The organism is Fibrobacter sp. UWR3 (genome assembly GCF_900143055.1).
Lineage (GTDB): Bacteria > Fibrobacterota > Fibrobacteria > Fibrobacterales > Fibrobacteraceae > Fibrobacter.
Genome location: NZ_FRCW01000002.1, coordinates 438,746 through 464,888 on the forward strand (window position 1 = coordinate 438,746; position 26,143 = coordinate 464,888).

The 26,143-nt window shown below is 55.9% G+C and carries 17 protein-coding genes and 1 tRNA gene; 6 read left to right on the forward strand and 12 right to left on the reverse strand.

The genetic code is table 11. The features are described 5' to 3' along the window. Positions 1-88 precede the first annotated feature (88 nt). The 3 genes from BUA44_RS15245 to hemW form a co-directional block, all read right to left on the reverse strand. A complete protein-coding gene (locus tag BUA44_RS15245) occupies positions 89-4,282 on the reverse strand; it encodes a hypothetical protein (RefSeq protein ID WP_143151856.1) in 4,194 nt (1,397 codons plus the stop codon). A 21-nt stretch (positions 4,283-4,303) separates the two neighbouring features. Next, positions 4,304-7,024 (reverse strand): hypothetical protein, encoded by a 2,721-nt coding sequence (locus BUA44_RS04040; RefSeq protein ID WP_143151857.1) that lies wholly within the window; start codon positions 7,022-7,024, stop codon positions 4,304-4,306. A gap of 98 nt (positions 7,025-7,122) precedes the next feature. Then, positions 7,123-8,259, reverse strand: coding sequence for a radical SAM family heme chaperone HemW (gene hemW / locus BUA44_RS04045; RefSeq protein ID WP_072808826.1), 1,137 nt, complete (start codon positions 8,257-8,259; stop codon positions 7,123-7,125). 66 nt (positions 8,260-8,325) lie between these two features. On the opposite strand from hemW, the gene BUA44_RS04050 reads away from it, so the two are divergent. The 3 genes from BUA44_RS04050 to BUA44_RS04060 all read left to right on the forward strand — a co-directional run bounded on the left by BUA44_RS04050 (position 8,326) and on the right by BUA44_RS04060 (position 9,697). Beyond that, entirely contained in the window at positions 8,326-8,505 is a 180-nt protein-coding gene (locus BUA44_RS04050; protein WP_072808828.1) for a hypothetical protein, read from the forward strand. 7 nt (positions 8,506-8,512) lie between these two features. Next, positions 8,513-9,601 carry an adenylate/guanylate cyclase domain-containing protein gene (locus tag BUA44_RS04055; RefSeq protein ID WP_072808830.1) on the forward strand — a complete coding sequence of 363 codons (1,089 nt, stop codon included), beginning with the start codon at positions 8,513-8,515 and terminating at the stop codon, positions 9,599-9,601. 23 nt (positions 9,602-9,624) lie between these two features. Further along, a tRNA-Gly gene (locus BUA44_RS04060) sits at positions 9,625-9,697 on the forward strand. A gap of 693 nt (positions 9,698-10,390) precedes the next feature. On the opposite strand, the gene BUA44_RS04065 is transcribed toward BUA44_RS04060, so the two are convergent. The 9 genes from BUA44_RS04065 to BUA44_RS04105 all read right to left on the reverse strand — a co-directional run bounded on the left by BUA44_RS04065 (position 10,391) and on the right by BUA44_RS04105 (position 22,187). Continuing rightward, a complete protein-coding gene (locus BUA44_RS04065; protein ID WP_072808832.1) occupies positions 10,391-12,010 on the reverse strand; it encodes a hypothetical protein in 1,620 nt (539 codons plus the stop codon). 126 nt (positions 12,011-12,136) lie between these two features. Continuing rightward, on the reverse strand, positions 12,137-12,694 hold the full coding sequence (gene nrdG / locus BUA44_RS04070; RefSeq protein ID WP_072808834.1) for an anaerobic ribonucleoside-triphosphate reductase activating protein: 558 nt from the start codon (positions 12,692-12,694) through the stop codon (positions 12,137-12,139). 1 nt (position 12,695) lies between these two features. Further along, the gene (gene nrdD, locus BUA44_RS04075) at positions 12,696-12,842 is read right to left on the reverse strand and encodes an anaerobic ribonucleoside-triphosphate reductase (protein WP_072808836.1); all 147 of its coding nucleotides are present in this window, start codon (positions 12,840-12,842) and stop codon (positions 12,696-12,698) included. A 25-nt stretch (positions 12,843-12,867) separates the two neighbouring features. Next, on the reverse strand, positions 12,868-15,198 hold the full coding sequence (locus tag BUA44_RS04080) for an anaerobic ribonucleoside triphosphate reductase (protein ID WP_072808838.1): 2,331 nt from the start codon (positions 15,196-15,198) through the stop codon (positions 12,868-12,870). Positions 15,199-15,539: 341 nt separating this feature from the next. Next, complete coding sequence (locus tag BUA44_RS04085; RefSeq protein WP_072808840.1) at positions 15,540-16,322, reverse strand: SIMPL domain-containing protein; 783 nt, start codon at positions 16,320-16,322, stop codon at positions 15,540-15,542. Positions 16,323-16,353: 31 nt separating this feature from the next. Further along, complete coding sequence (locus tag BUA44_RS04090) at positions 16,354-17,823, reverse strand: sodium:solute symporter (protein WP_072808842.1); 1,470 nt, start codon at positions 17,821-17,823, stop codon at positions 16,354-16,356. A 2-nt stretch (positions 17,824-17,825) separates the two neighbouring features. After that, entirely contained in the window at positions 17,826-19,676 is a 1,851-nt protein-coding gene (locus tag BUA44_RS04095) for a sensor domain-containing diguanylate cyclase (protein ID WP_072808844.1), read from the reverse strand. 16 nt (positions 19,677-19,692) lie between these two features. Continuing rightward, positions 19,693-20,808, reverse strand: coding sequence for an LptF/LptG family permease (locus BUA44_RS04100; RefSeq protein WP_072808846.1), 1,116 nt, complete (start codon positions 20,806-20,808; stop codon positions 19,693-19,695). Then, positions 20,805-22,187 carry an LptF/LptG family permease gene (locus BUA44_RS04105; RefSeq protein ID WP_255370453.1) on the reverse strand — a complete coding sequence of 461 codons (1,383 nt, stop codon included), beginning with the start codon at positions 22,185-22,187 and terminating at the stop codon, positions 20,805-20,807. Before BUA44_RS04105 ends, BUA44_RS04100 begins: the two co-directional genes overlap by 4 nt. 82 nt (positions 22,188-22,269) lie before the next feature. Here BUA44_RS04105 and BUA44_RS04110 point away from each other — a divergent pair, with 82 nt between their 5' ends. From BUA44_RS04110 to BUA44_RS04120, 3 genes are read left to right on the forward strand one after another with little or no spacing between them, the layout of a single operon-like run. Beyond that, positions 22,270-23,124 carry an outer membrane protein assembly factor BamD gene (locus BUA44_RS04110; protein WP_072808850.1) on the forward strand — a complete coding sequence of 285 codons (855 nt, stop codon included), beginning with the start codon at positions 22,270-22,272 and terminating at the stop codon, positions 23,122-23,124. Between the two features lie 7 nt (positions 23,125-23,131). Continuing rightward, the gene (locus BUA44_RS04115; protein WP_072808852.1) at positions 23,132-24,217 is read left to right on the forward strand and encodes a hypothetical protein; all 1,086 of its coding nucleotides are present in this window, start codon (positions 23,132-23,134) and stop codon (positions 24,215-24,217) included. Then, positions 24,217-25,956, forward strand: coding sequence for a PHP domain-containing protein (locus BUA44_RS04120; protein WP_072808854.1), 1,740 nt, complete (start codon positions 24,217-24,219; stop codon positions 25,954-25,956). Before BUA44_RS04115 ends, BUA44_RS04120 begins: the two co-directional genes overlap by 1 nt. The last annotated feature ends 187 nt before the right edge of the window (positions 25,957-26,143 follow it).

The window sequence follows — 26,143 nt, forward strand, 5'->3', positions numbered from 1 at the left end:
TAGATACTCTTGTCCCGCTACGCGGGACTGCGGTATGACGCATGATTGCATACTGCGTATGACGCAAGCATAGCAATACTGCAAGGACTTATTTCTTGTGTTTCTTGCGGCGAACGCCCCACTTATCCTTGATTTCTTCTTCGATCTTCTTCTTTTCGTAACGGACAACCATCTTGAACTGCACCGTGTAAACGCCGGTACCCACGAAGCGGCCGCGATGGTCCTTGAAGTTCCAGTTCACGAAGAGCTTCTGGTCGGAGACAAGGCAGTTTCCGCCGAACTTCGGGCTGTTACAGGGCACCAGGATGGTCGTGTCGTTCACGTACTGTCCCAGGTGGTCATAGTAGTTCACGACGAACGTGATGAACACCTTCTCCGGGTCAAGAGAATCGAGCACGGACGGGTCCACCGTTCCATCGGCAGAGATCTGCGCGCGGTCAAGGAGTTGCGGCACGAACCGCTCGCCCAGTTGCACGAGCTGCCCGAGGGCGCCCTCCTTCTCCATGTCTTCCTTGGTCGTAGAACTCGGCATGTAGCGCAGGTTCACGGAACTCAAGGTCTGCAGCACTTCATCTTCGCCGTCGAAGGTACCCATATTGGTCGCTTCCACCAGGTGGTTCAGGAGGCCCGCAATCACCACGGGGCTCGGGTCATCGCCCGCAACGTTACCGTAGTTATCCTCGATAACACTCTTTTCGCCATGCACCACCATGAGCGAGTCGCCCGGGAGAATCGTAGAGGCGCCGCCGTCGACGATAATCTTCACGCTCAGGCCATCGGCAGCCCAGTCGAGCCCCTTCGGGTTGATATCGATGGTATCCTTGCCGTGGATGTAGCTGAAGAAGTCGTCACCCTTCAGGTCCTTGTACTTGATGACCTCGGAGAAATAAACGATGAGCGTATCCGCCTTCTTGCCGTAACTGAGGGTAACCGCAGAAACTACCGGCGACATCTTGTCAACCAGCGGGGCGGATTCCTCGTTCACAAACGTCTGCCCGAGCACGTCGTAGTACGTGTAGATAGTCGCCTGCGGGAGCGATTCGCTGATGCTCGTGACGCCCTTCGCAATCGGGGTCGTCGAGACCACGTTCCAGACCACGCGGGTAGAATCCTTGCCGTCGAACTTGAGGTCGGCGGGCTGGGCCTGCAGCTGGATCATGAGCCCGCGCTCGCTGTACCACGGGTATGTCGCATACAGCATGTTCTTCTCGGTTTCGGTCAGGGGGCCGCTGAAGTTGGTCACTATCTGGTCCAGCACGCCATCGCCATCGGTATCCCTGTACTCCACGTCCACCACAGAGGGCAGGCGGTCAATGACCGTTATGGGCACCTCGCGTTCGTACTCGTCGGACGTGAGATACTTGAGGTTGTTGAACTGCACGCTCGGATGCAGAGACACGCTATCGCGCTTGTCACCCTTCAGGCCCATGTTCTCGCCCACGAGAATCACCATGTTCCTGGTCGGCATATAGATATTGGTGATCTGGTCCAGGTTGAACCCGTAACGCTTGCCTTCCTGCTTCAGGAGCACGAGCATCTCGGGCGTAGCGAGGTCCCTCGGGATAAGGTCGATATTGAACTCGATAAAGAGCGAATCCTTGCCGTGCACGTCGCGGATGGCGAACGCATCCTTGATGACGCGGCTACCGACTTCGATAATGTAGGCATCGCGCGTATACGCGACATCGTCGTGGATGTTCTTGTAGGTAATGACCGCATAGGCGTCTTCGGGGAACTTTTCCGGGAAGTCGAGGTCAGCCACATCGATGCTGATGCGGTCGCGGGTTCCGTTCAGGGTTGGCTTGCTCTTGGGCTTGAGCGTATCGCCCTTCACCACAAGAACCACCGACGATACCTCGAGTTCGGAAATCAGGGTATCCTTCAGGACGATTTCAACGTAGTCGAGCGCCTGGTCGCCATCGGTATCCTTGATGTAGCCCAATTCGGCATCCGGAATCGGGTCATAGAAGTTTATGTTGTCTATAATAATAGTCGTACCGCTCCCCGGGTCGTGCACGATAATGGAACCACCATTCACAACACTGTCGGCGGTCACCCAGATAGTAACGGAACCGTCGGCATTCACGCGGATGGTATCGCTCGGGTTCGGATTCTTGGGGTCAATGAGCGTAAGGCCCGAAGCTGTCGCGAACGTGAGGCTGTCCACATCGCCAAAGTATTCCTTCACCTTATCCGGATCGAGCGTAAGGGCGACAACCTGCCCCACCTGGGCGGAGTCAAGCCCGGAATTCACGTGCAGGTCGAGATTGAGCGCAACCGGGTTGTTTTCTTCCATGTAGTAGTTCTCGCCAATCTTGATAATACCCGTACCAGCCGTGGAATCCACCGGCAGGAGAACCGTTGCAGTCGTAACGATGGAATCGCCCTTCTCGAACTTGTCGTCGGACGGGTAGAAGTCGATACCGCCGCCACTGCTAGAAACATCGAAGTCCTCGAACCCGACATACACGCGGGAAGAACTGGACCCGAAGTTGATATCCTCGGAACCGCCCTTATTGGAGGAACTGCTGCCGGAGTTACCACCCGAGGAACTGTTACCAGAATTACCGCCGGAAGAACTGCTGCCGGAGTTGCCACCGGAGGAACTCGTGCCCGGATTGTCGCCAGAAGAACTGTTACCGGAGTTGCCACCAGAAGAACTGCTGCCGGAATTGCCGCCGGAAGAGCTACTGCCGGAGTTGCCACCGGAGGAACTCGTGCCCGGATTGTCGCCAGAAGAGCTGCTACCGGAGTTGCCGCCGGAGGAACTCGTACCCGGATTGTCACCGGAAGAGCTGCTACCGGAATTGCCGCCGGAAGAACTCGTGCCCGGATTGTTGCCCGAAGAACTAGTGCCAGGATTGCCACCGGAAGAACTTCCCGGCCTGCTGGAACTGCTCGAATTCACGCTGGAAGAGGATTCCTCGTACACCACGCGCGAAGAACTGAACCCGATGCTGCTGCTCGAGACCTCGACATCGGAACCGGTATTTGCGCCCGTACGCACGACACCTGCACCCGAAAGCGGGGCAAGGTCATCGAGGTAGTTATCAATCCACTGCAGGTGAACGAGCACGTTGTCGTTGATTTTCTTGTCAGGGTTCGCCGCGTAGTCCACGAACACGAGGTGGCCCGTATTGCTCGCCACAAACAGGTGTCCCATGCCGTCGACCGTACCCTGGTCAAGGCGCCAGCCCACATAGCCTCCGTCATTGGTTCTCGGAAGCGTCAAGTGATTAAGATCTTCCTGGAAGAAGTACTGGCGCAGGTCAATGAAGGCTACAACCTCGGCCTTCATCTTGCCACCTTCCTTGTAAGGCCTAATCTGCACAATACGCGAACCGCCGAACACGAAAATCGTTTCGGAATACGGGTCGTACGTACCACCGTGTGCACCTTCAAGCGAGTCGATAAGGATTGTCGTACCGAGCTTGGTAATCACGGAATCGTTAACTTCGCCACCGATAGAATCCTTATTCGACGCAGTCACCTTGGTCCAGGTCGTATCGGTGATGTAACCGAAATAGGCTCCCGCCCTATTAGATTTCTTCTGGTTGTCGCTACAGGGGTTTCCCGTGTTGGCATTCGTCTCGCAGCCACCGCCCAGATAGTTGGAATACGTAAAGAAGGCATTGCCGTCCTTATCCCATATAAGCGTAGCCAGTTTGTGGTGCTGCACGCGGTCTGTACTTTTAGGAACAAGTTCCACCCTGTAGCCCTTGTCCGCGAAGTTCCTTGCAGCAATGTTGTTCGAATCAATTTTGGTCGAGAACCTGTAGAGGTAGCCGGGAATGCCCGCCGCCCAGAGCCATTCCTGATTCGGGTCCATCATCAAGTGCCAAAAGCCCTCGGTACTTGTCGCCGGGGTCGATGTCTTCACGAGGCACTTACCACCGTTGGTTCCTTCCTTTTTTGCAGTCTTGCTAATCTTGTGGACGTTCGGGCCCTGGGCCGCTACGAGCAAGTCGCCATCCGGATGGTGCACGATGCCATCGGCTCCTTTCATCCCGTCTTCCTTACCGCAAAGCGTATCCTTCTGCAACAGTTGTAGGTAACCCGCACCATCGTAGTAGTACTGGAGGCTCTTCACTGCGTCTTTCTGATAACTCGCATACTTCGTGTAATACAGGGTTGCCTTAGTGGAGGCATGAGGAACAATATCGCCAACCTGCTGAATCCAGATACCGGTCGCCGGGTTTTCCGGTGCCGCCATAGTGCCTTGAGCCATGGCAAAGCCACAGCCGAACGCTAATGCTAGTAATGTCTTCACTATCGTTTTCATAGTGTTAACCTCCGAAAGGCGCTAGTCCTTGGACCGAATCTTGCGGGATCCGGTAATGCCCCAATTATAGTACCTTTCCACTTTAAAACTTTCCTTCGCACCATACACACGCACCTTAATGTGCGCGACATACGCACCCACGCCAACGCGCCTTCCGTTGTTGTCACGCATGTTCCAACGCAGGTACAGCTGGTGCGGGTTTTCAAAACAGTTTCCATCAAAGATATCGCGGTCGTCGCACTTGATTTTTTCCGACGCCTTCGCGACAAACATTCCCAGGTTCGTGTACACGTAGAGTTCCCAGTCCAGGCCTATCTTCGAAAGGTCCATCTCCACGTCATCAGTTTCTTCCTTGAGGATAGTCGCGAAGCTCACGTCCATGAGCACGCCGAGCGCCTTGTGGGCCTCTTCCGAGGTAAGCCCGTCAGCCACCTCGAAGGTAATCGCCTCGTCCACGGACTCGTCGATATTCTGCCTGGATGCAAACGAGTAGTTCTGCGTAATCACGCGCGGGTCACCCTCGACCATCACTGCGGGAGCAAGTCCCGAAAGTCCGTTGCCCTCGCTATCCTTGAAGCTCAGGCACGACGCATCGAACCTCACGGAATCGGCGGGGTCCATGCGCTCCACAAGGCGGGTGCCGCTTTCCATGCGGATTTCGGCAGACTTGCCATCGGGCGCCCACACGACACCCGTAAACGGGATGCTCACCCACTCGCCATCCACGTGGAACTTGAACGCATCAGCGACACCTTCCACGTTCTTGTAGTCAATCGCCTCGGAGAACTCGATGAAGAACACGTCCGACGCCATCTTCTGGTAGGATTCCGGCTTGAGGAACGTACCCGAGATGACAGGCGCCATGCGGTCGTGCATCGCGAGGTTCATCGTCTTCTCCTGCTTTTCGCCCTTCTCCGTCTCGAAGTAGGTAACCGACACGTAGCCGTATTCCTCGCCCGTCCTGGAACGATCCTGGTCGATGGAGGTGAGTTTTTCCATAATGCCGTACTCGTCCTTCTTGAGGTTGAGCGCAAAGCCCACGAGGGTTCCGTCTTCGGAAAGCGTGAGTTTGTCCGTATCGGGCACGATTTCAATCACCTGCCCGTTCGTATCGAGCCAGTAGTAGCGTATGACCATCTTCTCGAGGTCCTCGCGCGTAATCGGCATATCGAACGCAACCGAGGCGCTATCCATGCGGCCATCGCCGTCGCGGTCGAAGAACGCGTTCTTCTCGTCATCTACGTAGATGCGGCCCGAGTTCTCGACAACCGCAGGATTATTCTTGCCCGTCTCGTTACCATCCGCCGCCTTCACGAGGCCATCGGGGCACGCCTTGTCGGCACAGGTCGTCGCAATCTTGATAGAATCGCCGAAATCCACGACGCCCGTATCGAGCACGAACACCCAGCGCTTGCCATCCTTCTTGATAGCCTCGAGGTTAATCGGGGTACCGTTCAGGATGTAGCCCTTGCCTTCGTTCCACGACTCGTCGATAGGCTTGTTGTAGAAGAGTTCGAGCGTATCGGTGGCGCCATCGCCCTTGATGAGGTTCGCCTTCAGGATGACCGGGCCAATCCTGTCAATCATGGTACCCTCGGCGCTGGCGGAAGCCCCGGTGTTCACCGACTTCATGTCGACCCTCAGCTTGCCGTTGCCGGAATCCTCCGGGACATCCGACTTCACGTTGGTCAGTTCAAGCAGGCCAGTCTTCTTGGACCAATCCCATTCGCCATCGTGCTCCACGAGCTTGCCACCATCCGGCCAGGAGTAGAAGAACGTTTCCATATCCACGGAATCCTTGCGGCCCGAGAAGTATGCGGCGATGCTGTCGCCCGCGCCGTCACCGTTGGTATCGAAAATGAACGCACTATCCAGGACAGGCATGTCGGGGTTCACGAACTGCAGGTTGCCGGGGAATTCCTGCGTCACGATGAAGTTCGTGTCGCCTTCCGCCGTGAGGTCGATATAGGAATTGATGGTGAACGGGGAATCGTCGCCAACCACCGCCTTCGTCGCGTGGATGACGAACACCGCACGGCCGTTGCGGAAATCAATCTGGTAGCCGAACGGGCGCAGGGGCAGTTCCACGCCGGAAAGGCTGTAGTAGCGGAGCGCCGACTCGAGCGGCTTGATGTAGAAGGTCTTTTCGAGGGTGGAATCGGTCAGGTTCTTGCCGGGGCCGACCGGAATAAAGGCGCGGGCATACACCACGAGCGAGTCGCCCACCTCAAGCTGAATTTTTGTCACGTCGCTTATGGGTTTTTCGCACTTGCTATCCTCGCAAAACTGCACTCCGGGCACGTAGTAGTTGTACACGCGGGCGATAGAGTACGTGCCATCGTTCTCGAGGGCGGTACCCACCGCGACGTTGTAGATGGGGTAAAGCGCATCGAAGATGACGCCCTGCACGCCGGTCTCGCCGGAGTTCACGACCTTCATGTGCGAAATCTTGTCGCCGCCGTTCTGGAGGGTGAGGCTGACGGAATCGGAATTCGCCTTGGGCGCATAGACGTAGAAGTCCTTGTTCGGAATTGCGTTCGCCGGGATGGCGTCCATGTCGGCAGGGACGACGAACAGGCCCACACCCTTAGCTCCCGCCTCGAGCCGCTGGTACACGCAACGCGGGTCCGGTTCACTGCCCGAGTAGTCGATGCAGTCCACCGTCTCTTGCGCCAAAAGCCCTGCCGGGAGCAACAGCAACCACAGGAGCAAACACGCGATATTTCGATTCAGGAACTGCATAAAAACCTCAAAAACGGACAATACGACACGTATAGACCATAATACATTATTAAATGTATCTTTTTTTTTAGGAAAATGGGGCGACAGGAGGAGCGTTTCTATTCCATCTTGGAATAAACATCGAGCACGACCGTATCCATAAATAGCCATCCCCGCCCGACTAGGCGGAAAACGCCCCCGGAAAGCTCGGCATAGCCCTCCGATACCCACCTCGAAAGGGCCTCTTCCGGAACAGAAAATCCCAGTTTCTTGAGTCCGTCAAGGCGCATTCCATACTTTGTACGTAACGAGAGCTGCACGTATTCGGCGGCAACATCCTCGGGAGTGAGCGCATCGAGCGTGAGCCCCTCCCTCGGGCAGCCGTTTTTCACATATTCGCGCCATCTTGCATACTTTTCGGGGGCGTAGAACCGCACTCCCCCGTAGAACCCGTGGGCGCTCGGCCCGAAGGCCAGGTACTCCCCGCGGTTCCAGTAGTTCAGGTTGTGCAGGCTTTCCTCGCCCGCGCGGGCGAAATTCGACGTCTCGTACCGCGAAAAGCCGCATTTTTCGAGCAATTCGACGCTTTTCAGGTACATTTCCGCATACAGGTCCTCGTCTATGGTCTCGAGACCCTTGGAAACGCGGATTCCCAGGCGCTTCGCCGGGTCGACCTTGAGCCCGTAGAGGCTGATGTGCCCGACTCCGCTACCCGCGAGCCGTTCCACGTCTTGCAGGAGGTCGTCCAGCGATTGCCCCGGCAGGTCGAACATGAGGTCCGCGTTCACCCGCAGGTTCCCGCCCGAAAGGAGCAGGTCCAGCGCGCGCATGCCCGTTTCTACGCTGTGGGAGCGCCCCACCCGGTCGAGCAGGCGCTGGTGCAGGCTCTGGAGCCCGAGACTCGCCCGCGTGATACCGCATTCCCGGGCCACGGCCAGCCTTTCCGCGTCGCAGGATTCCGGATTGAACTCAAAAGTCGCCTCCTTCAGGCAGCCAAAATCGAGCCCCGCGCCCGCAAGGATCCCGAAAAGGCGGGTCATCTGCTCGGGCGAGAGCGCAGAAGGCGTCCCGCCACCCACGTAGAGCGTCTCGACCGCCGAAAATGCCCCCGGATGCCTTTCCGCGAAGGCGGAAACCTCCCTCAATACCAAGTCCAAATATTCCAACTTCAACCATTCGGGAGCCGGAAACGCGTGAAAATCGCAATAATCGCAGATTTTCTTGCAAAAAGGGACATGAATATACAGGCCAAGCATCTTTTTTAAGAATTTTTGATAATTTTGGGCATACTTTTTGTAAAAATTTAATTTATATCCGTAAACATGGAAGACCCGAAGAACAAAAAATTCATCGCCACGTTGAAAAAGCGAATACCCCTGTTCGTCTTCCTCGCTATCGCCACGATAGCGTTTTTCCTCGCATCGACCCTTCTCCTGGACGATTCGTACAAGGACATTATCCTAATCGCGATGGTGTGGTCACTCCCCCTGTTCATCCACTGACCGCCCCATGATAACCCTGACCCGCCAAACCGAAAGAAAGTTCAACGCCGTCTGCTTCTACGTGCTCTGCTGGATACTCGCTTCAGTGGGGATTTCCATGCTTGTCACGTACGCCGAGCGCGGCTACTTCGACCTGGGAATCGTGCTCCAGATGCTGCAGTTCGCGCTGTTCATGGGCTTTTCGCACGGGGTCTACGACATCCTTATCCTAAAGGACGAGATGGACTGCCGCCCGGTGTGGCATTCCCTGCTCATACGCTCGCTGTACTTCCTTGCGGCGATAATCACGAGCAAGATTCTCTGCATACTCCTGCTGCGCATCAAGAGCGGAGAAGGCCTTATGAACGAGGACGGCTTCTACGCCCTCATGGACGCCATACACAGCCCCTCGGAACAGGCGCAGGTCATAACGTTCTTCCTGGTGGCCTACCTCATCACGTTCGTGAGGAGCGTGCACAAGAAATTCGGTACGCGCGTGTTCTGGAATACGCTCCTGGGCAAGTCGCAGGAACCGCTCGAGGAAAACCTGATTTTCATGTTCATAGACCTGCGGCATTCCACCGCGCTCGCCGAGGAACTCGGGCACGTGAAGTACAGCAACTTCATGAAGGACTACTACAAGTTCCTCTCGAACTGCTGCGAGGAGAACCGCGGGCAGATCTACCAGATTGCAGGCGACGGGGCGTTCCTCACCTGGCCCATTTCTGCCTGCAGGAACAGGGCGCGACCCATCGACTGCTTCTTCGACTTTTGCGAGTGCCTGGAGCGCATAAGCCCGAAATTCATCAAGAAATACGGTGCCGCGCCCAAGTTCAAGGCCGGGGCGCACTGCGGGACCGTCGTGACCACCGAGGTCGGGAACTTCGGCAGCGAGATGGCCTACCACGGCGACGTCCTCAACACCACGAGCCGCATACAGTCGCTCTGCGCGAGGCTCGGCCAGGAATTCCTTATCTCGGAAGACCTCTACAACGTGCTGCCGAAGCCGTTCCCGCACGGGTACATGAGCAAAAAGGAAGGTTTTTTCGAATTACGCGGAAAAAAACACGAAATTTTGATATTTTCTTTGCAAAGGCCCTTGACAAGTCTAAATTAATATTCTATAATTGGTCTCACCTCGCGGGAATAGCTCAGTTGGTAGAGCACGACCTTGCCAAGGTCGGGGTCGAGGGTCCGAGTCCCTTTTCCCGCTCTAAAAAAAGAAACCACCCTTCTGGGTGGTTTTCTTTTTTTATGTGCCGGGATAAAAAGGAACTCGGAGCCGAGAAGAGGGTGCGACTGAAATTTTTCACATGCGAACATCGTGAGCATAACTGAAAAATTTCAGCACTTGAGGCGCAAGCCTCAAGCCCGTAGGGCGAGGCTTCGGCTCGCGTAGCGAGCGCCCGAAGCCGAGTAGTCCCTTTTCCCGCTCTAAACGAAAATGACACCTTTACGGTGTCTTTTTTCGTTTATTCGCGGAAGGGACCGGACCCTCGAAGAGGGTGCGGCATAAGGTGCCGTGCGCGAAGCGCATACGATAGGCACTTTATGAGCTTGATGCGAGTGCAACGAGCATCGAGCCCGTAGGGTTAGACCGCAACCTTGCGTAGCAAGGAGTTTTGCGGGCTAACATTCCCTTTTCCCGCTCCTCAATTAATCGCGCAGCAGAGCCTGATTGGCAACATTCCCTTTTCCCGCGTTCCCTTTTGACGCCTTCTCCCCAAAGGGGATAACTCAACTAAGCCTCTAAAGAGGCAAGTTTCGTATAGGCGTCCGCGGCGTCACTCGGTCATAGAAAAATGCAAGCATTTTTCTGCGACACTCGTTTAGCACGCTTTTCCCGCTCTAAAAAAAGCCCTGTCCCTTTCAGGGCAAGACTACATACAAACTAACTCTTTCTTGCTTACGGCCCGACAGGTATCATATCGCGACACATGCCCACGGCCCCGATTCGCTGAATTAAGAAATCTCCCGTAGTCCCGGCCGCGCCCGAGAACTTCAGCCTAACAGAAGCAACCTTTTTCAAGGCATCCGTTAAATCGGGGCTTACGCCAGCACCGCAGTTGTTCTTGAACTTTTCCCAGACAAAATCGCTGATTTTTTCACTTGTAGAAGCCGGAACGCTCGCCACAAAGCTACACGACCCCATCGTCGGGATTGCTCCGTCTTCAAGACCAAGCTCGATCTCGAAATCAATAGATGATTTGTACTGAAGGCAAATTCCGCCCCACGGAGAAACACTCCCACCTTCCTGTTCTTCGTTCCAGACATTGAAAGCCACACCCGCATACGGCTTTTCGTAGCCTTCTCCGAACTTGACTCCCAACTCAATTCCGTGGCGTTTTTTAATGAGTTCCGGGAACGGAGAACCATAAATTAGCGTATCAACATCGGACGGGAACTGAAGTGCAGAAGTCCCTCCTTTAACGCGATCGTTAAATTCATACCAGAAACCCGAAGTTTTCTCATCGCTACCCGTTTCGACTTGACCTGCGCCACGGTCGTTATAGCCATCCCAGAGCATGTTCCCGATAATGAGCTTGGCACTAGAAGATGACGCCGGGACGGTGGACGAAGAGGACTTCGGCGCAACCGCGGACGAAGACACCGGAGCGCTACCGGAGCCGCACTGCCCGAGCGACCCGATTTTCTTGAGAAGGAAATCACCCGTATCTCCCGCCTTGCCTTCGAACCGCAGGTGGACCGCCGCCGCATTCGCAAGGACCTTAGACGCATCCATGGGCACTCCAAAACCGCAACTCGACCCGAACTTGCTCCACGGGATATCGACAGTTTTCACGGAATCCGAAGCGCCTAGACGGTAAACTAGTTGACAGTCAGTCGTCAAGGTACCATCTTCTGCCTGAAGCCAGACATTGAAATCGAGTCCAGAAGAGTATTCCAGGCAGAGGCCACCCCATTCCGAGACATCGGCACCTTCTTGTTCCTCGTTCAGGATGTTAAAGCCGAGGCCTACGTGCGGATTTTCCGCACCAGTGCCCAAAACAACCTTTTCCTTTATTCCGCCATAGGTTTCCATCATGAATTCGTAGCAGGTGCCGGTATACCAGTTTTCGTCACACGCTTTTTTAATGTCCGGCGGAAGGGTAAACTTCGAGGAGCCGCCATCGTCAATGTCGTTGATTTCATACCAATATCCCGCCATTTCACCGTCACTTCCGGTCACTACGCGACCTTCCTCATCAGCGGAACCGTCCCAGAGAAACTGCGGCCAGACGCCTCCCGAGACCAGGGAGCGACTTTCGCTCGAAGCGACTGAAGAAGAAGACTCCTTTACCTTGCAGCACGCCGTGTCGGGCGGAAGTTCGCTGGAAGACGACAGACCGGATCCGGCCGATGAGCCTGCCGAATTATCGTGGCTGTCGCCACTCAGGATGACGGCAGACGAGGAAGAACTTTCGTTTCCGGAAGTATCCGGGGAAGTGGACGAAGAATCGTCACCGCAAGCCGCAAGCATCGCGGCAAAAGAGACGGCAACACAGCCGACAAACAATTTTTTCATGGATTTCCTCCCTTTAAGGCCCTAAACATTTTGTTTTCTTAATATAAATTAAAAATTCCCGCCTTTACCGGGCGAGAACTTGTTTTTTTGCTACGGGAATGCCTTAATCCCACAAAAAGGCGTTTTTTACCCAAAATGCCAGTCCGGATGTTCTTCCATCTCCTGAAGCTGAATCCTGTGCAACACCACGTGCCCTTCGGAAAGGCTCTTCTGCACGTTGATAATGCGCTGGTTGCTGGACCCGCGGAACTTGAGTTCGAGCGACTTTTTCGCCATGACGAACGGGCCGTCGATGAGGATATCGGCATACGAGAGCAGTTCCAGAAATTCCGGTTTTTCCTCCCAGTGCTGCTGCAGGTACTCGAACGTGTATCCCGTGAAAATCACGAGATTCTTGTCGCGGTCCTTGATGGCGCTTGCAAGCGGGATGAGCGCCGCAGCCTGGTCCATCGGGTCGCCACCGCTGAACGTGACACCGTCCAGAAGCGGGTTCTCGTCGAGCATCGAGAGGATTTCCTCGATATCAATAAAACGACCCCCGTTGAAATCGTGGGTCTGAGGGTTCTGGCACCCGGGGCAATTGTGATGGCACCCCTGGGTAAACACTACCATGCGGATTCCGGGACCGTCCACGAAAGATTCGGGCTCGATACCGGCAATCCGCAAACGCGGGTATTCGTCCATGTTATACGCCGTGCTTCACGCGGTCGTTCACTTCGGCACGCTTTGCGTTGTTGAAACGGTCAACCGTACCCACGAGGTAACCCGTGATGCGGCGGATGCGTTCGAAGCACACGCCTTCGCCATAGAGAGATTTTTCTTTTTCGGACATGTTTTTACTCCTTGGTTAAAATGGTTTATCTAATGCCACGGAAAGCAGGCATTCCCGGAAACTTCTTCCGGAGTTCGTTCAGTTTTTCTTCAGAAATGTAATGGCCTTCGCTACGTCCGCAACGGGGGCAGGTGTCACCGATGACTCCCACGAAACCGCAGACCGGGTCGCGGTCAACCGGGTGGTTGATGGAACCGTAACCGATACCCACCTCGGCCATGTAGCGCACGATCTTCTCGAAAGCGTCGAGGTTCTGCGTCGGGTCGCCGTCAAGCTCGATGTAGCTGATGTGGCCCGCGTTGGTGAGCGCGTGGTACGGGGCCTCGAGAGCGAGCTTCTTGAAGGCCGAAATCTTGTAGTACACCGGCACGTGGAACGAGTTGGTGTAGTAGTCGCGGTCGGTAACGCCCGGGATAATGCCATACTTCTTCTTGTCCATGCGGACGAAGCGGCCCGAAAGGCCTTCCGCCGGCGTAGCGAGCAAGCTGAAGTTGAGGCCGAGGCGCTTACTTTCCTTGTCGCAGAAGTCGCGCATGTGGCCAATAATCTTGAGGCCGAGTTCCTGGCTGGCTTCGGATTCGCCGTGGTGCTTGCCCGTAAGCATGACGAGCGTTTCGGCAAGGCCGATAAAGCCGATGGAGAGCGTACCGTGCTTGATGACCTCGCCCACCGTGTCTTCCCAGCCGAGCTTGTCGGAATCAATCCACACGCCCTGCCCCATGAGGAACGGGAAGTTCTTGACCTTGCGGCGGCTCTGCACGGCGAAGCGTTCCATGAGCTGGTCGCTCACGAGCTGCAGCATGCGGTCGAGTTCCTTGAAGAACAGGTCAACCGAGCGCATCTTGATGGCGATGCGCGGAAGGTTGATGGAGGTGAAGCTCAGGTTGCCACGGCCGTAAGAGATTTCGCGGGTCGGGTCGTAGTTGTTGCCGATAACGCGGGTACGGCAGCCCATGTACGAAATTTCGGTTTCCGGGTGGCCTTCCTTGTAGTACTGCAGGTTGTACGGAGCATCCTGGAAACTGAAGTTCGGGAACAGACGCTTCGCGCTCACCTTGCAGGCAAGCTTGAACAGGTCGTAGTTCGGGTCGCCCTCGTTGAGGTTCACGCCCTTCTTCACGCGGAAAATCTGGATCGGGAAGATGGCAGTCTCGCCACCGCCCAGGCCCTCGTCCGTAGTGAGGAGGAGGTTACGCATGACCATGCGGGCTTCCGGATCGGTGCACATACCGTAGTTGATGCTAGAGAACGGAGTCTGCGCACCGGCGCGGCTGTGCATGGAGTTCAGGTTGTGGACAAACGCTTCCATCGCCTGGAAGGTAGCCCTGTCAGTCTCTTCGTAAGCCTGCTTCTCGGCAAACTTCTGGGCCTTCATCACCATCTCGGTATCGAAGGTCTTGGAAAGTTCACGGGCTTCGGTTTCCACAAACTTCTCGTTCGGCACGAGGGTCGCCACCATGCCCATCTGTTCCATTTCGGAATGGAGCTTCTTCACGATAGGCATGATTTCCTCTTCTTCCTTGCCGGTGAAGAGGATGAGGGCCTTTACCATGTTAGAGAGGTAGGCCTTGCGGTAGGTAATGCGCACGCCGTTCGCCATCGCGTAGTCAAAGTTCGGCACCGACTGGCCGCCGTGCTGGTCGTTCTGGTTACTTTGTATGGCAATCGCCGCGAGGGCAGCGTAGCTGCGGATATCCTTCGGTTCGCGGAGGTGGCCGTGACCGGTATTGAAGCCGTTTTTGAACAACTTAATAAGGTCAATCTGGCAGCACGTCATGGTGAGCGAGTAGAAATCCAGGTCGTGGATATGGATATCGCCATCCATGTGGGCGCGGCTGTGCTCGGGCTTGAGCATCATCATCGTGTAGAAGTGCTTCGCAGATTCGCTACCGTACTTGAGCATCGTGCCCATCGCGGTATCGCCGTCGATGTTCGCGTTCTCGCGCTTGAGGTCGGATTCCTTCGCGGAACTGAACGTGATGTCGCGGAGCGTGTGCATGAGTCGGGTGTTCACCTCGCGGATGCGGGTACGCTCGGCACGGTACAGGATGTAGCTCTTGGCGGTATCGGCGTAGTTGTTGTCGGTAAGCGCCTTTTCGACCGCGTCCTGGATCTCTTCGATGTCCGGCTTGGTCTTGCCTTCGGCCTCGAGGCGGCCCACGGCGTAGGCGGCTACCTTTAGAGCAGTACTGCTCAAAACGTCTTCGTGGCCAAGCAGGTCAATCTGTTCCTGGGATGCCTTGATCTGTTCGTTGAGTTCGCCAGAGGCGCGGAAGGCCTTGATAATGGCGTCAGAAATCTTCTCGATGTTGAACGGCATTTCGCGGCCGTCACGCTTCCTAACTGTAAAAATCATACCAATCCAAAAAAAAGTTCAACACACTACATCTTGTGCAAGAGGTCGAACCGCCACCACAAGATGTAGGTAATAAGATAATAAAACATTTTGGCAAAAGAATGATTTTTTTCAAAAAAACAGTAATTTTTTTGTAATAATACGAAAAACTTATCAACAACTTGTAAAATGGTTGTAGCCGGACCTCGACCGCTGGTCGGGTTTTGAAAAATCCAACTCCCTATGGCACAAACATTTAGCCGTTTCGGGGGTTCCGGAAAACTATTCACACCCCCAAAAAGGGGCTATTTTCGCCCCAGCGGGTTGACAAGGAACCGCAGTTTGAGCAGTAGTTTTGGGGGTTACTTCAGTTCCACGACAATACGGACAAAAGCGCTGACCTCGACGGAATCGGCGATGGCGTTTTCGTCGGGGCCCATTTCGGCAGCGCCGTCCAGCATCGCCGCTTTCGCCATCATGAGGCCATTCGTGCGGTACCTGCGATTGTAGGTAATTCCGCCGCCTTCCCCGTTAATCTGGAGAACGCGACCGAGCTTGGCGTCAACACCTTCGGCATAGTCGCGAGCCTTCGCCAGCGCCTTCTTGCCCGCAGCCTTGATAACCTGCGACTGGACGCCATCGACATCCTTAAGCTGGGCCGCCGTCCTATGGATTTCGACATCCGGCTCGGCCGCAAGCGCCTGCACAAGAGCGGCGGCATCAATTTTGCGATTTACCGTAACGACAAAATTCTGCGTGGCCACGTAACCGACAAGTTCGCGCTTTCCACTACGGTACGACCAATCCTTGCGGACATCCACGCTGTTCTGCTCCACGTTGGACTGCGGAATTTCAAGCGACTTCACGTTTTCGAAAATCACCGAACGGCGTTCGGCCAGACGCCTAGTTACAGTTTCCTTGTCCCTGCCGCGGATTTCGAGGCTAAAGCCCATCTCGAACTTGTCGGCGGCAAACTTCTTGGACTCCGAAACCGAGACCTCGATTTTCGGGACGTCGTACACCGTCGTACCATCAGAAGAAACCGCAGGTACAACAGAGGGTTCGGCCTTCACTGTGCGGATAAGGACGCACGCGCAGGCAATCAGCAACACGAGACAGATGATGTTAAGCAGTTTTGCAATCATCGTTCAGACCTCCTTTTTTTTGGAAATCACCTTATTTCTTCGCGAACAGGAGCGCCGCAAACTTGAGCACGACGGCGACGAACACGGTGGTCGTCATGCTGATGAACGGCATCCACGGCCAGCTGAAGACTTTATCAAAAACGGCAGGCACGCCAAAGGCGGGAATACCCTGGATAAGCACGAGGCTCCCCATGCCGCAAAGTACGGAGGCAATCACCTGCCAGCTCTTGAGGCCCTTCACGAAGAACGCGAGGAGGAACATGCCGAGAAGCGGGCCTGTAAAAAGTCCCGTAAAGAAGAGGGCGTTCTTGAGGAGGCTCCCCTGCTGCGTTGCGGCAAAGAGCGCAAAGAACACGCCGAGTACGCCCCAGACCACCGTCCAAATTTTAGCACGCTTGAGCCCGCCCATTCCCGCAGATTCGTCCCAGCCGAGGAAATCGCGTTCGGACGTATTGCTGAGCGAATTGATGGAACTAGAAAGGCTGCTCATGGCCGCCGCGCAAATGGCGGCAACAATCAAGCCCGTCACACCAGACGGAAGGCCGTTCACGATAAAGTACGGGAACACGTCGTTCTGCCCGACACTTTCGGGGAGGCTAGCGACATGCGCCTTCTGATAATAAACGTAAAGAGCGGCGCCCACCCAGTAGAAAAGAATCGAGACAAAGCAGCCGAGCACCATCGAAAGCACGCTCGAGCGGTTCGCCGCCTTCACGTCCTTGCAGCTCAGATAACGTTGTACAAACTGCTGGTCACACCCGCGTATCGCAATTTCGAGAACGGCATACGCGAAGCCCGCAGAAATAAGCGTGCGCGCGTTGGATACATCCATCGAGGCGTCCCACCACTTTGTCTTGCCGGCCTCGCTCGCCATGGCCGCCATCTCGCCGAAACCGCCTACCGCGTTCGAGATAAGCACGAGCACCAGGACGCCACCGCCAAAGAACACGCAGAACTGCATCACATCGGTCCAGATGACGGCCCTGATACCGCCGAACCACGTGTAGAAAATCGCGACCGCGGCAGAAACGACAATGGCCAGTTTCAAGTCTATGTGCAGGATTTGCGCCAGCACGAGCGAGGGCGCATAAAGCAATATACCCGTACGCAACAGCAGGTGCAGACTGTAGAACACCGCGGCAAGCCGGCGCACAGCCTTCGAGCCGAAACGCACTTCGAAAAGTTCGTACGCGCTGGAAATGCCCGACGTGCGGAACCGAGGAATGAACACAAAGCCCACGACGACGATGCTCAGGAGAGCGCCAATCTGGAACATGAGGAACGTCATGTTGTCGCCGTACACGTCGGCTGGAGCACCAAGGAATGTCGTCGCGCTCACGGATGTCGCGATGAGGCTTATGCCCACGGCGACCCACGGCATGGAACCACCACCGAACATGTATTCCTTGAGATTCTTGTTACCGCGGGAAACCCACAGGCCAATAAACAGCGAAAGCAACAGGTAGGCAGCAAGCACTACCCAGTCAAGCAACGTAAACACGACTAGACTCCCTGCTCAACGGCAACGTGCTCGGCCGTCTTGTCGGTGTACTGGATAACCTGGTTGCGGCCGCCTTCCTTCGCCTTGTAGAGCGCCTGGTCCGCATAGGTCACCGCCTTCTTCATGTCGTGGAAGTCGGGCGTCACGAGGAAGGCGCCGATGCTCACGGTCACGCGGAGGGGGTCCTGCTGGTGCACGTCGAACTCGAGCTTCATTACCGCATGGCGAATGCGTTCCGCCGTCTCGATCATCCCTTCGGGGGTCGTATCGACAAGGCCAACGACAAACTCCTCGCCACCGTAACGGGCGACAATGTCTATTTCCTTGCGGATTTCGCCACTGATGGCACCCGCGATTCCCTTGATGACCACATCGCCGATGGGGTGGCCGTAGGTATCGTTCACGTTCTTGAAGTGGTCGATATCCATCATGAGCACGCCGATATTGTACTTCTGGCGGTCGGCTCGAATCTTCTCGGTACGCAGGTTCTCGTGGAGCGTACGGTGGTTGATAAGCCCGGTAAGGCCGTCGCGCGTCGCGAGGTCCTTGTCGCGTTCCACCTGGCAGGCACGCGCATACGCAAAACCCGCAACACCCGCAAAAGCCTTGAGCAGGTTCATCTCGTGTTCGGAATAGCGGTCGCTCCGGCGGCTTTCGAGACAGATGGCGAGTTCCGCCTGTTCCGCGTTCGCGTCGGAAGGCACCGGCATCACGAACAGTTGGCGGATATCCATGTTCTTCTTTTCCTGGCTGTCGATACGCGGGATGTACGCATTGAACGCCGACTGGTTGAACGTGCGTTCTACCGGACGGTTATGGTACAGCGCGAGAATCGCAAGGCCCTTGTCGGAAAGCGTAAATGTCTTGTTCTCGAACTGGTCGGCATCGATACCGTAGCAGCTCACTACGCGGCCCGTACGTTCCTGGTGCAGGTTGTAGTCGTTCTGGCGGTCGAGGGCCAGAATCATCATGCGGTCGAAGGGAATGTTGCCCTTCACGTATTCCGAAATCTGGCGGTAGATTTCCTTCACCGACATGTTCTTGAAGAACTGGTGCTGGTAATGGTACAGCACGCTGAACTGCTGCTGCTCGATGTAGTTCTTCGCCGAAACAAAACTCTTGAAATAGAGCGTATAGAGCGTGCTCGCGATGTAGGTAAGCGCCTGCGCCGTATGCTGGTTGAACGCACTCGGGTAGAGCGAATCCATCACGACAGCACCCACGCGGTTCTTGCCGCGGTCAAGCATCGGGACCGCGACTACGGACTTGATCATCGGGTTATCGATGTAGTAGAGCAGAGGCTTGCCGCCCGAAAGGTCGCCCTCGAGCAGGCGGTTCACGTCGAGGCGGAAAAGCTGGCTGATAAGGCCCGTATTCTCGGTAATCTTCACGTCGGTCGCAATCTTCGCCTCGGGATTCGAGCAGGCATACGCGCGGATTCCCCATTCCTTCATGGAATTGAGAGGCGAAAAGACCACGAGGGAATGCACGTTCGGGACAATGCGCTTGAGGCCCTCGAGCATATCGCCGAAGGCTTTTTTCACGTCGGCATCGGCGCGCGCCCACACCTGGTTTACACGGAGGGTCGAACCGGGCTCGTTGTAATCGGTCTCGGAATCCCCGAAGGAATTCTTGAGTTCGGGCGTGACGGCAGGGGTAATTCCCGTAGCGCGCACTGCACTCCCCACCACAGGGAGCGACGCGGTCTTTCCGCCGGGAATACGCGGCAGGTTCATGTAACCGAGAGCCGCGGCGACACCCGCAAAGGGGATCAGGAACAGGAACATCCCCCCCTGGAGCGAAAGACCCAGGAGGAAGCCTGCAACAACGAACAAGATTATCGACATCTGCATCTGCGTCCTCTGAAACTTACAGCCGGAATGAACGGTAGAGCATGGAGCAGGCGACTCCCGCGAACAGGAAATGGCTTATCCATGCGGCAAGGAATGGCGACAGCGCCCCGTTTTCACCCATCTTCAATCCGATTCTTTCTAGAATATAATAACTAAAAACGAGCAACAGGCCAACTCCGAACTTCTGGGATAGCCCTCCAGAACGACTATACCTGTGGCAAAGGGCCGCCCCGATGAGAAGCACGATCAGGTTCATCCAGTGGGCCGAGCGCTTGAAGTGCAGCGAGGTTTCCATGGCACGCGTATCTTCACCGGAGCGTTTCAGCACCTCGATGCGTTCCATCACCATCTTCGAGTCCATCTCGTCGGAAACCTGGCGTTCGTTGATGAGGTCCTCGGGCCGGGTAAACACCTTCCCGAGCATCTTTTCCCTGTGGAACGTCAGTACCGTCACCGAGCCGTCCTTGTTGAACACGCGCTTCATGCCGCGTTCGAACAGCCAGCACGGTTCCTCGCGCAGGGAATCGGGCTTCGTGGTATCGGGTTCGAGCCAGCGCACCGTCTTCGCGTCGTAACGTTCCGCAAGCCTTCCCTGCTCGCGCAGGAGCAGCACCACGTCGCGGCCCATCTTCGCCTTGCCCGAATAGAACTTGAAGAACCAGCTCGCCTTCTCGCTGTCGATAAACGTGAAGTCGTTCTTTTCCTTGATGCGCGGGTTCTTCTTCTTTTGCGCGTTCGTCTCCATGATTTCGAGGCGCTTGTGGTTCGCGTCGGGCAGCCAGTGTTCGCTCATCTCGTACGAACCTACCGAGGCGAGCACACCCAAAAAGAATATCGGGAACAGCGTCTTGAGCGGGCTCTGGCCCGAGCTCTGCATGGCGCTCATCTCGAGATGGCGAGACATGTTACCCACCGAAGCCAGCACCGCGATAAACATCGAAACCGGCGTGATAAGGTACAGCATGTACGGCAGGTAGCAGAAGTAGTAGTCGAGAGCGTCCTTCGTATCGCGGGCAAGCCACGTCTTGATGTTGCCCACGAAGTCAATAACGGCGAACATGAAGATGGCACCGATGGTCACGATAAGGAACATCTTGAGGAAATTCCAGACTAGGTACCTTGAAAACTTCATGCGCGGCCCCTCCCTATGGAGCGGAACTTGCGGCCCGCCGCCCTCATGAACCTGAAGAACTTGGAATCGCCGGTAAAGCGGTCACGCACCATCGCCACCGTAATGAATATGCCGAACACGCCGATGATGATGTTCGACGCCCACATGGCAAGTTCCGGCGAGATGATAAGGCGGTCGGCCAGGTTCTCGCCGCCGATAAGGCAAATCCAGTAAATCACGAAAAACGCAAGACTGTAGATAATGCCCGTACCGATACCGCCCTTGCGGGCCATGATACCGAGGGGAGCACCGATAAGCACGAAAATGAAGCACGCGAACGAGGTGCTGAACTTCTTGTGGATTTCGACCAGGTACTGCGCGGCCCGCTTCTGTTCGGATTCCATGCGGCTCCACAGCCTCTCCGTATTGCGCAACGCAGAAATCTCCTGCATGCGCAGGCGTTGCAGGGACTTGCGCCTCTGGACAGAATCAGGGAACAGCGCTCCCTTTGCGTCTTGAGGCACAATGCTATCGCCCTTCACGTAGTCGCGGGTCGCGACGAGGGTCGGCAGGCGCTTCTCGAAGGCCACCTGCGATACGGTATCGTACTTCGCACGGGCCTCGTTCACCACGTCCATCATCATCTCGACGGGCATCTCGCGGTCACTGCGGTAACTGCGGCTCCTGCGTTCCAGGCGGTCGTCCACGTTCTGCAGGGCAAGGTCCTGCGAGAAGAAGCGGATTCGGAAATAGTTCTCGGGCTTGTCCGGGTCCACCGTATGCGTCTCGCCACTGCGGAGCCTGAACATGAGGGTAGCACCGTTATCCACGTAGTCGAGCGTCGCACTGTCGGCATAGACAATCCTCGGCGCGCCCTTCTTTTCCATCTCGTACACCTGGATGCCGTAAAGCACGCCCGATACCGGGTCGATGCGGTTTACCCACAGGTGTACGTCCGGGAACTGCGTGATCAGGCGCCCCGCGTCGATAAACACGTGCGGTTTCTTGCGCGAGACCGCGTTCATGAGTTCTACGGAGCGGTGGTTCGCCTCGGGCAATACCCAGTTGTTGAAAAGAATCATGAGCACCACAAGGAGCGAGGCCACAAGCATCACGGGGCGCATGAGCGACAAGGGGGAAACACCTGCCGCCTTGACCGCAGTAATCTCGTGGTCGCCCGAAAGGCGCCCGAAAGCCATGAGGCATGCGACAAGCACCGCCATCGGAATCGAAAGCGAAAGCATCCATGCGAGGTTCAGCGCGAATATTTCGAGCACCGTCGATGCGGGCAGGCCCTTCGACAGCACGTTATCAAGAATTTTTACAAGAAAATCGACAACAAACAAAAACGTTATGCCAAAAAGCGCCGCCAGGAACGGACCAATAAGCTCTTTCAACACATAACGGACTAGAATCATTTTTCCTTACGTTCGATTTTTTCTACTTTAACGGTGAAAAATTAGAATTAACCGAAGAAAAAAAATGAAACTGACCCTAAAGACAGCACTGTTCTCAAGCATTTTTCTTAGCGTAGCCCTTTTAAGCGGTTGCTCGTCCGATTCTTCGGGCAGGGTAACGCACACGCAGTTCTGCAAGAACAAGTACGACAAGGCCGAAGAGCTCTTCAAGAAGGAAAAGTACGGACGCGTCATCGACAAGGCCGAAGAAATCATGAGCTACTGTGCCGGTACGGGCTACCTGGAACAGACTTCGTTCCTGCTCGCCGAGAGTCACTTCAACCTGGAAAACTGGATCGAGGCGCGCGGCGAATACGGCAGCTTCATCGCGAACTTCCCCGGCTCCCCGTTTGCGGAATCCGCCGAGTTCAAGAAGGCCATCTGCTCGTTCAACATGGAATTCCGCGTGAGCCGCGACGAGGCGAACACCACCGTCGCCATGAAGGATTTCGAACGTTACCTCTCGAACCATCCCGATACCCCGCTACGTGACTCCATCAACTACTACTACGGACTGCTCGTGGAACGCATCGCCGAGAAGGAATTCCAGACGGCAAGGCTCTACCTGCGCATGGACAAGCCGCAGGCGGCGGTCATCTACTTCAAGGAATTCCTCGAGACCTACCAGCAGTCCAAGCGCCGCAAGGAAGCGTTGTTCCTCACCTCGCAGGCATACACCGACCTCGACCAGTTCGAGGCTGCACGCGAATACCTGAACATGGCGAAGCTCGAACTCAAGGATGACGACAAGGACGGTCACAAGCTCCTCAAAAAGACCGAGAAAAAAATCGCGAAGGCCGAAGAAAAATTCGAGAAGCGTATGAAGAAGGATTCCGAAAAGAAGCGCATCCTGAAAGAAGAACGCGAAATGCTGAACTAGGTCTCTTATGCGTCAAGCGGGTTTCAAGTCCATCCTCGTGCTATTCGCCACGCTGCTCTGTGCGACGGGCGCAATCGCCGATGACGAGGAATCCAAGCCCACGCGCGACCTTTCCAGGCTTTCCGTTTTTGCGCAGCCTTCCATTTCATTCCTGAGTTTTGACCAGCGCAAGTATTTCCAGAACGCCGTCGACACCATCTACGCCGAGTTCAAGTCACAGGCGGTCGACGCCGAGGAATCACTGTACGTGGCAAAGCAGAACTTCCAGAAGGTGAACTTCTGCTTCCCGGTCACGGCAGGCCTACAGTACCAGGTGACGGACGGACACTTCTTGAGCGCGGGCATAGGGTTCATCTACGACAACGAATCGGTGGTGCTTTCTGACCGCAAGAACAAGGCGCACAACTACAGTTACACCATCCAGGGCGTCCCCGCATTCCTGGAATACAGGCTCGCGATACCCGGGAACCTCATCACGCTTTCGAACGGCGGACTGTTCAGCGTCGCCGTACGCTGGTACTGGACTCTCCCCGGAACGGAAATCTACACCACCTGGGGCAAGCTCGAGGCAAACAACAAGCCCTGGGGCGCTGGCTTCGGCGTGAGCCTCGGGTACCTGATAGCAAGCTGGAACGGACTCAACGTGTTCGGCGACATCGGGTTCAGCACCATCAAGGTGGAATCGAAGGAAACGTTTGCGGACATCGTTCCGGATGGCCCGACCGAGAAGGCCAAGTGGGATATCGGAGGCCTGCAACTGCAGATCCGCATGAGTTTCGGGCTTATCAAGATGCCCGCAGTAAAGCTCGAGGACGCCGTCGCGAAAGGCAAGGATGCAAAGGCGAGCAACGCGACTGCCGTCGCCGACTCAACGACCGCACAGAAGCCGGTCGCCGACACGACAGCCGTAGCAAACACAGCAGCCGTCGCCGACACGACTGCAGCGCCGAAGCCGGCGGAAAAGCCGGTCGAGAACGCTACGCCTAGCAGCGAAGCCGCCGAGAAAAATGCCGGAGATGCCACGGGTATTGAAACTGCACCGGCAACCACGGCCGAACCGCCTGCAGAAAAGATTCAACCGAAGGCGGAATAATGAGCCTGCTCCCCGGGGAAAAGCCGCAGTACGCGGAAACGCACTTCAAGTTCCGGCTGCCTTGGTCGCTGCTGTACAGGCCGTGGCCCGAAATCATCGTGGACGCGCCCTTCCAGTTTATACCCGGAGCGGAACCTACCCTATGGATAGTCGCGCGTGACGCGCACCGGTTCCCGACACTCATCGAGAAGATGGATGTTGAAATAAGTTCCAAGGATTTGGCGGATGAAGCAAGTTTGTCAGGTGTTGCAAGTTTGTCGGATGCTAAAAGTTTGGCGGTCGCAAATTTCGTGCCAGCCAGGAATATTGATTTAAATATCCGCGCTACGGAACAGTTCGGGTTTTTCCCTGTGAACCTGGGAACGCTCCCTGCGGGCAATTACGATATCCGTTGCAAGGTGACTGCCCGCCGTATTGACACTTCAACGAACGGTACTACAGACAAAGTAAGAACGTTTGTCCGCTGGAACCTGCCCGGGCTAAAACCCGCCCCGCTAAAGATACAGGTACTTGCGCAGGACCCGCCGAAGGCCCCCGGATTTATCGCCGGCGAAATGCACTGCCACACGCGATACTCCTGCGACCACGTGGAATACGGGGCCTCTCCCGCGGTACTGCAACAGGCGGCAAAGGCCATCGGGCTCGATTTCGTGAGCTGTACCGATCACGCCTACGATTTCGCATTCTCCGAAGAAGACTACACGAAGGAAGCGCCTTCGCCCGCACCGCGCTTCCAGGCGCTCCGCGACGAGATTGCATCGCTCCCTTCCGGCGAAGGCATGCCCCTCCTACTCGCGGGCGAAGAAGTTTCTGCAGGCAACAGCAAAGGCGAGAACGTTCACATGCTCGCCCTCGCCCCGGACGGTTACCTGCCCGGGCTCGGCGACTGCGGGCGCTACTGGCTCGACAACAAGCCCACAATGAAGATTCCGCAACTCCTGCAGGCGACAGGCGCGCACTGCTTCGCGGCGCACCCCTTCCAGCAGATGGGATTGCTCGAGAAATTCATCTTTAGGCGCGGGTACTGGAGTCACAAGGACCTGAATCTGGACGCAGCCCACAAGATACGCGGGCTGCAGTTCTGGAACGGAATTCGCGACGAAGGCTTCAAGCTCGGGCGCGAGTTCTGGATCGAAGAACTCGGCAAAGGGAACTTCTTGCTCCCGATTGGCGGCAACGATGCGCACGGCGACCTGAACGACACCACATCCGTCGCGACACCGCTCTGCACGCTCCGGCACACGCGCGACCATATTTTCGGGAAGGTACGGACCGTGGTGAGACACCCTCGTCATACCGCAGTCGAGCATAGCGAGACATGCGTATCCACAAATCATTTAGTAGACTCACTTGCCCCTACGGGGCTGCGGAGTGACGATGGCACCGTCATCACGCAAGAAAACATCAACGAGGCCTTCGCGGGTGACAACTGCTACGTCACCGATGGCCCTGCCCTCTGGTGGGAACGTGCCGACATCCACGGGAGCAAGGGAATCATATTCCACGCCCGCAATACGAACGACTTTGGCGGGGCATTCCGCTACATCCGCATATTCGGGCGCCGCTACACTACAGGCGGCAAGCTCGCGAAGCAAGAGGAACTCTGCATAGAAAGCCTCGTCGCCGCACCCGCAAGTAGCGACATCGAAATCCACTTCGACAACTTCGCCTACCTACGCGCCGAATGCGAATCTGCGACAGGAAAGTTCGCCATGACCTCCGCCGCGAAGGCCCTCTGATTAAAACCGATAAATCAGTGATTTAAGCGATTAATCACCGGTATCCTAGCTTTGGACTTGTCGTTTTTCGCGCAAATTCGCCACCTTTCTTTTGGCACGATTCTTGCATCATAAGGGGGATGAGTCGGTTAAGTAAACAACTAATTCGGGAGAAGGTCGAGGAGATTCGGAAGCACAAGTTTTTCGA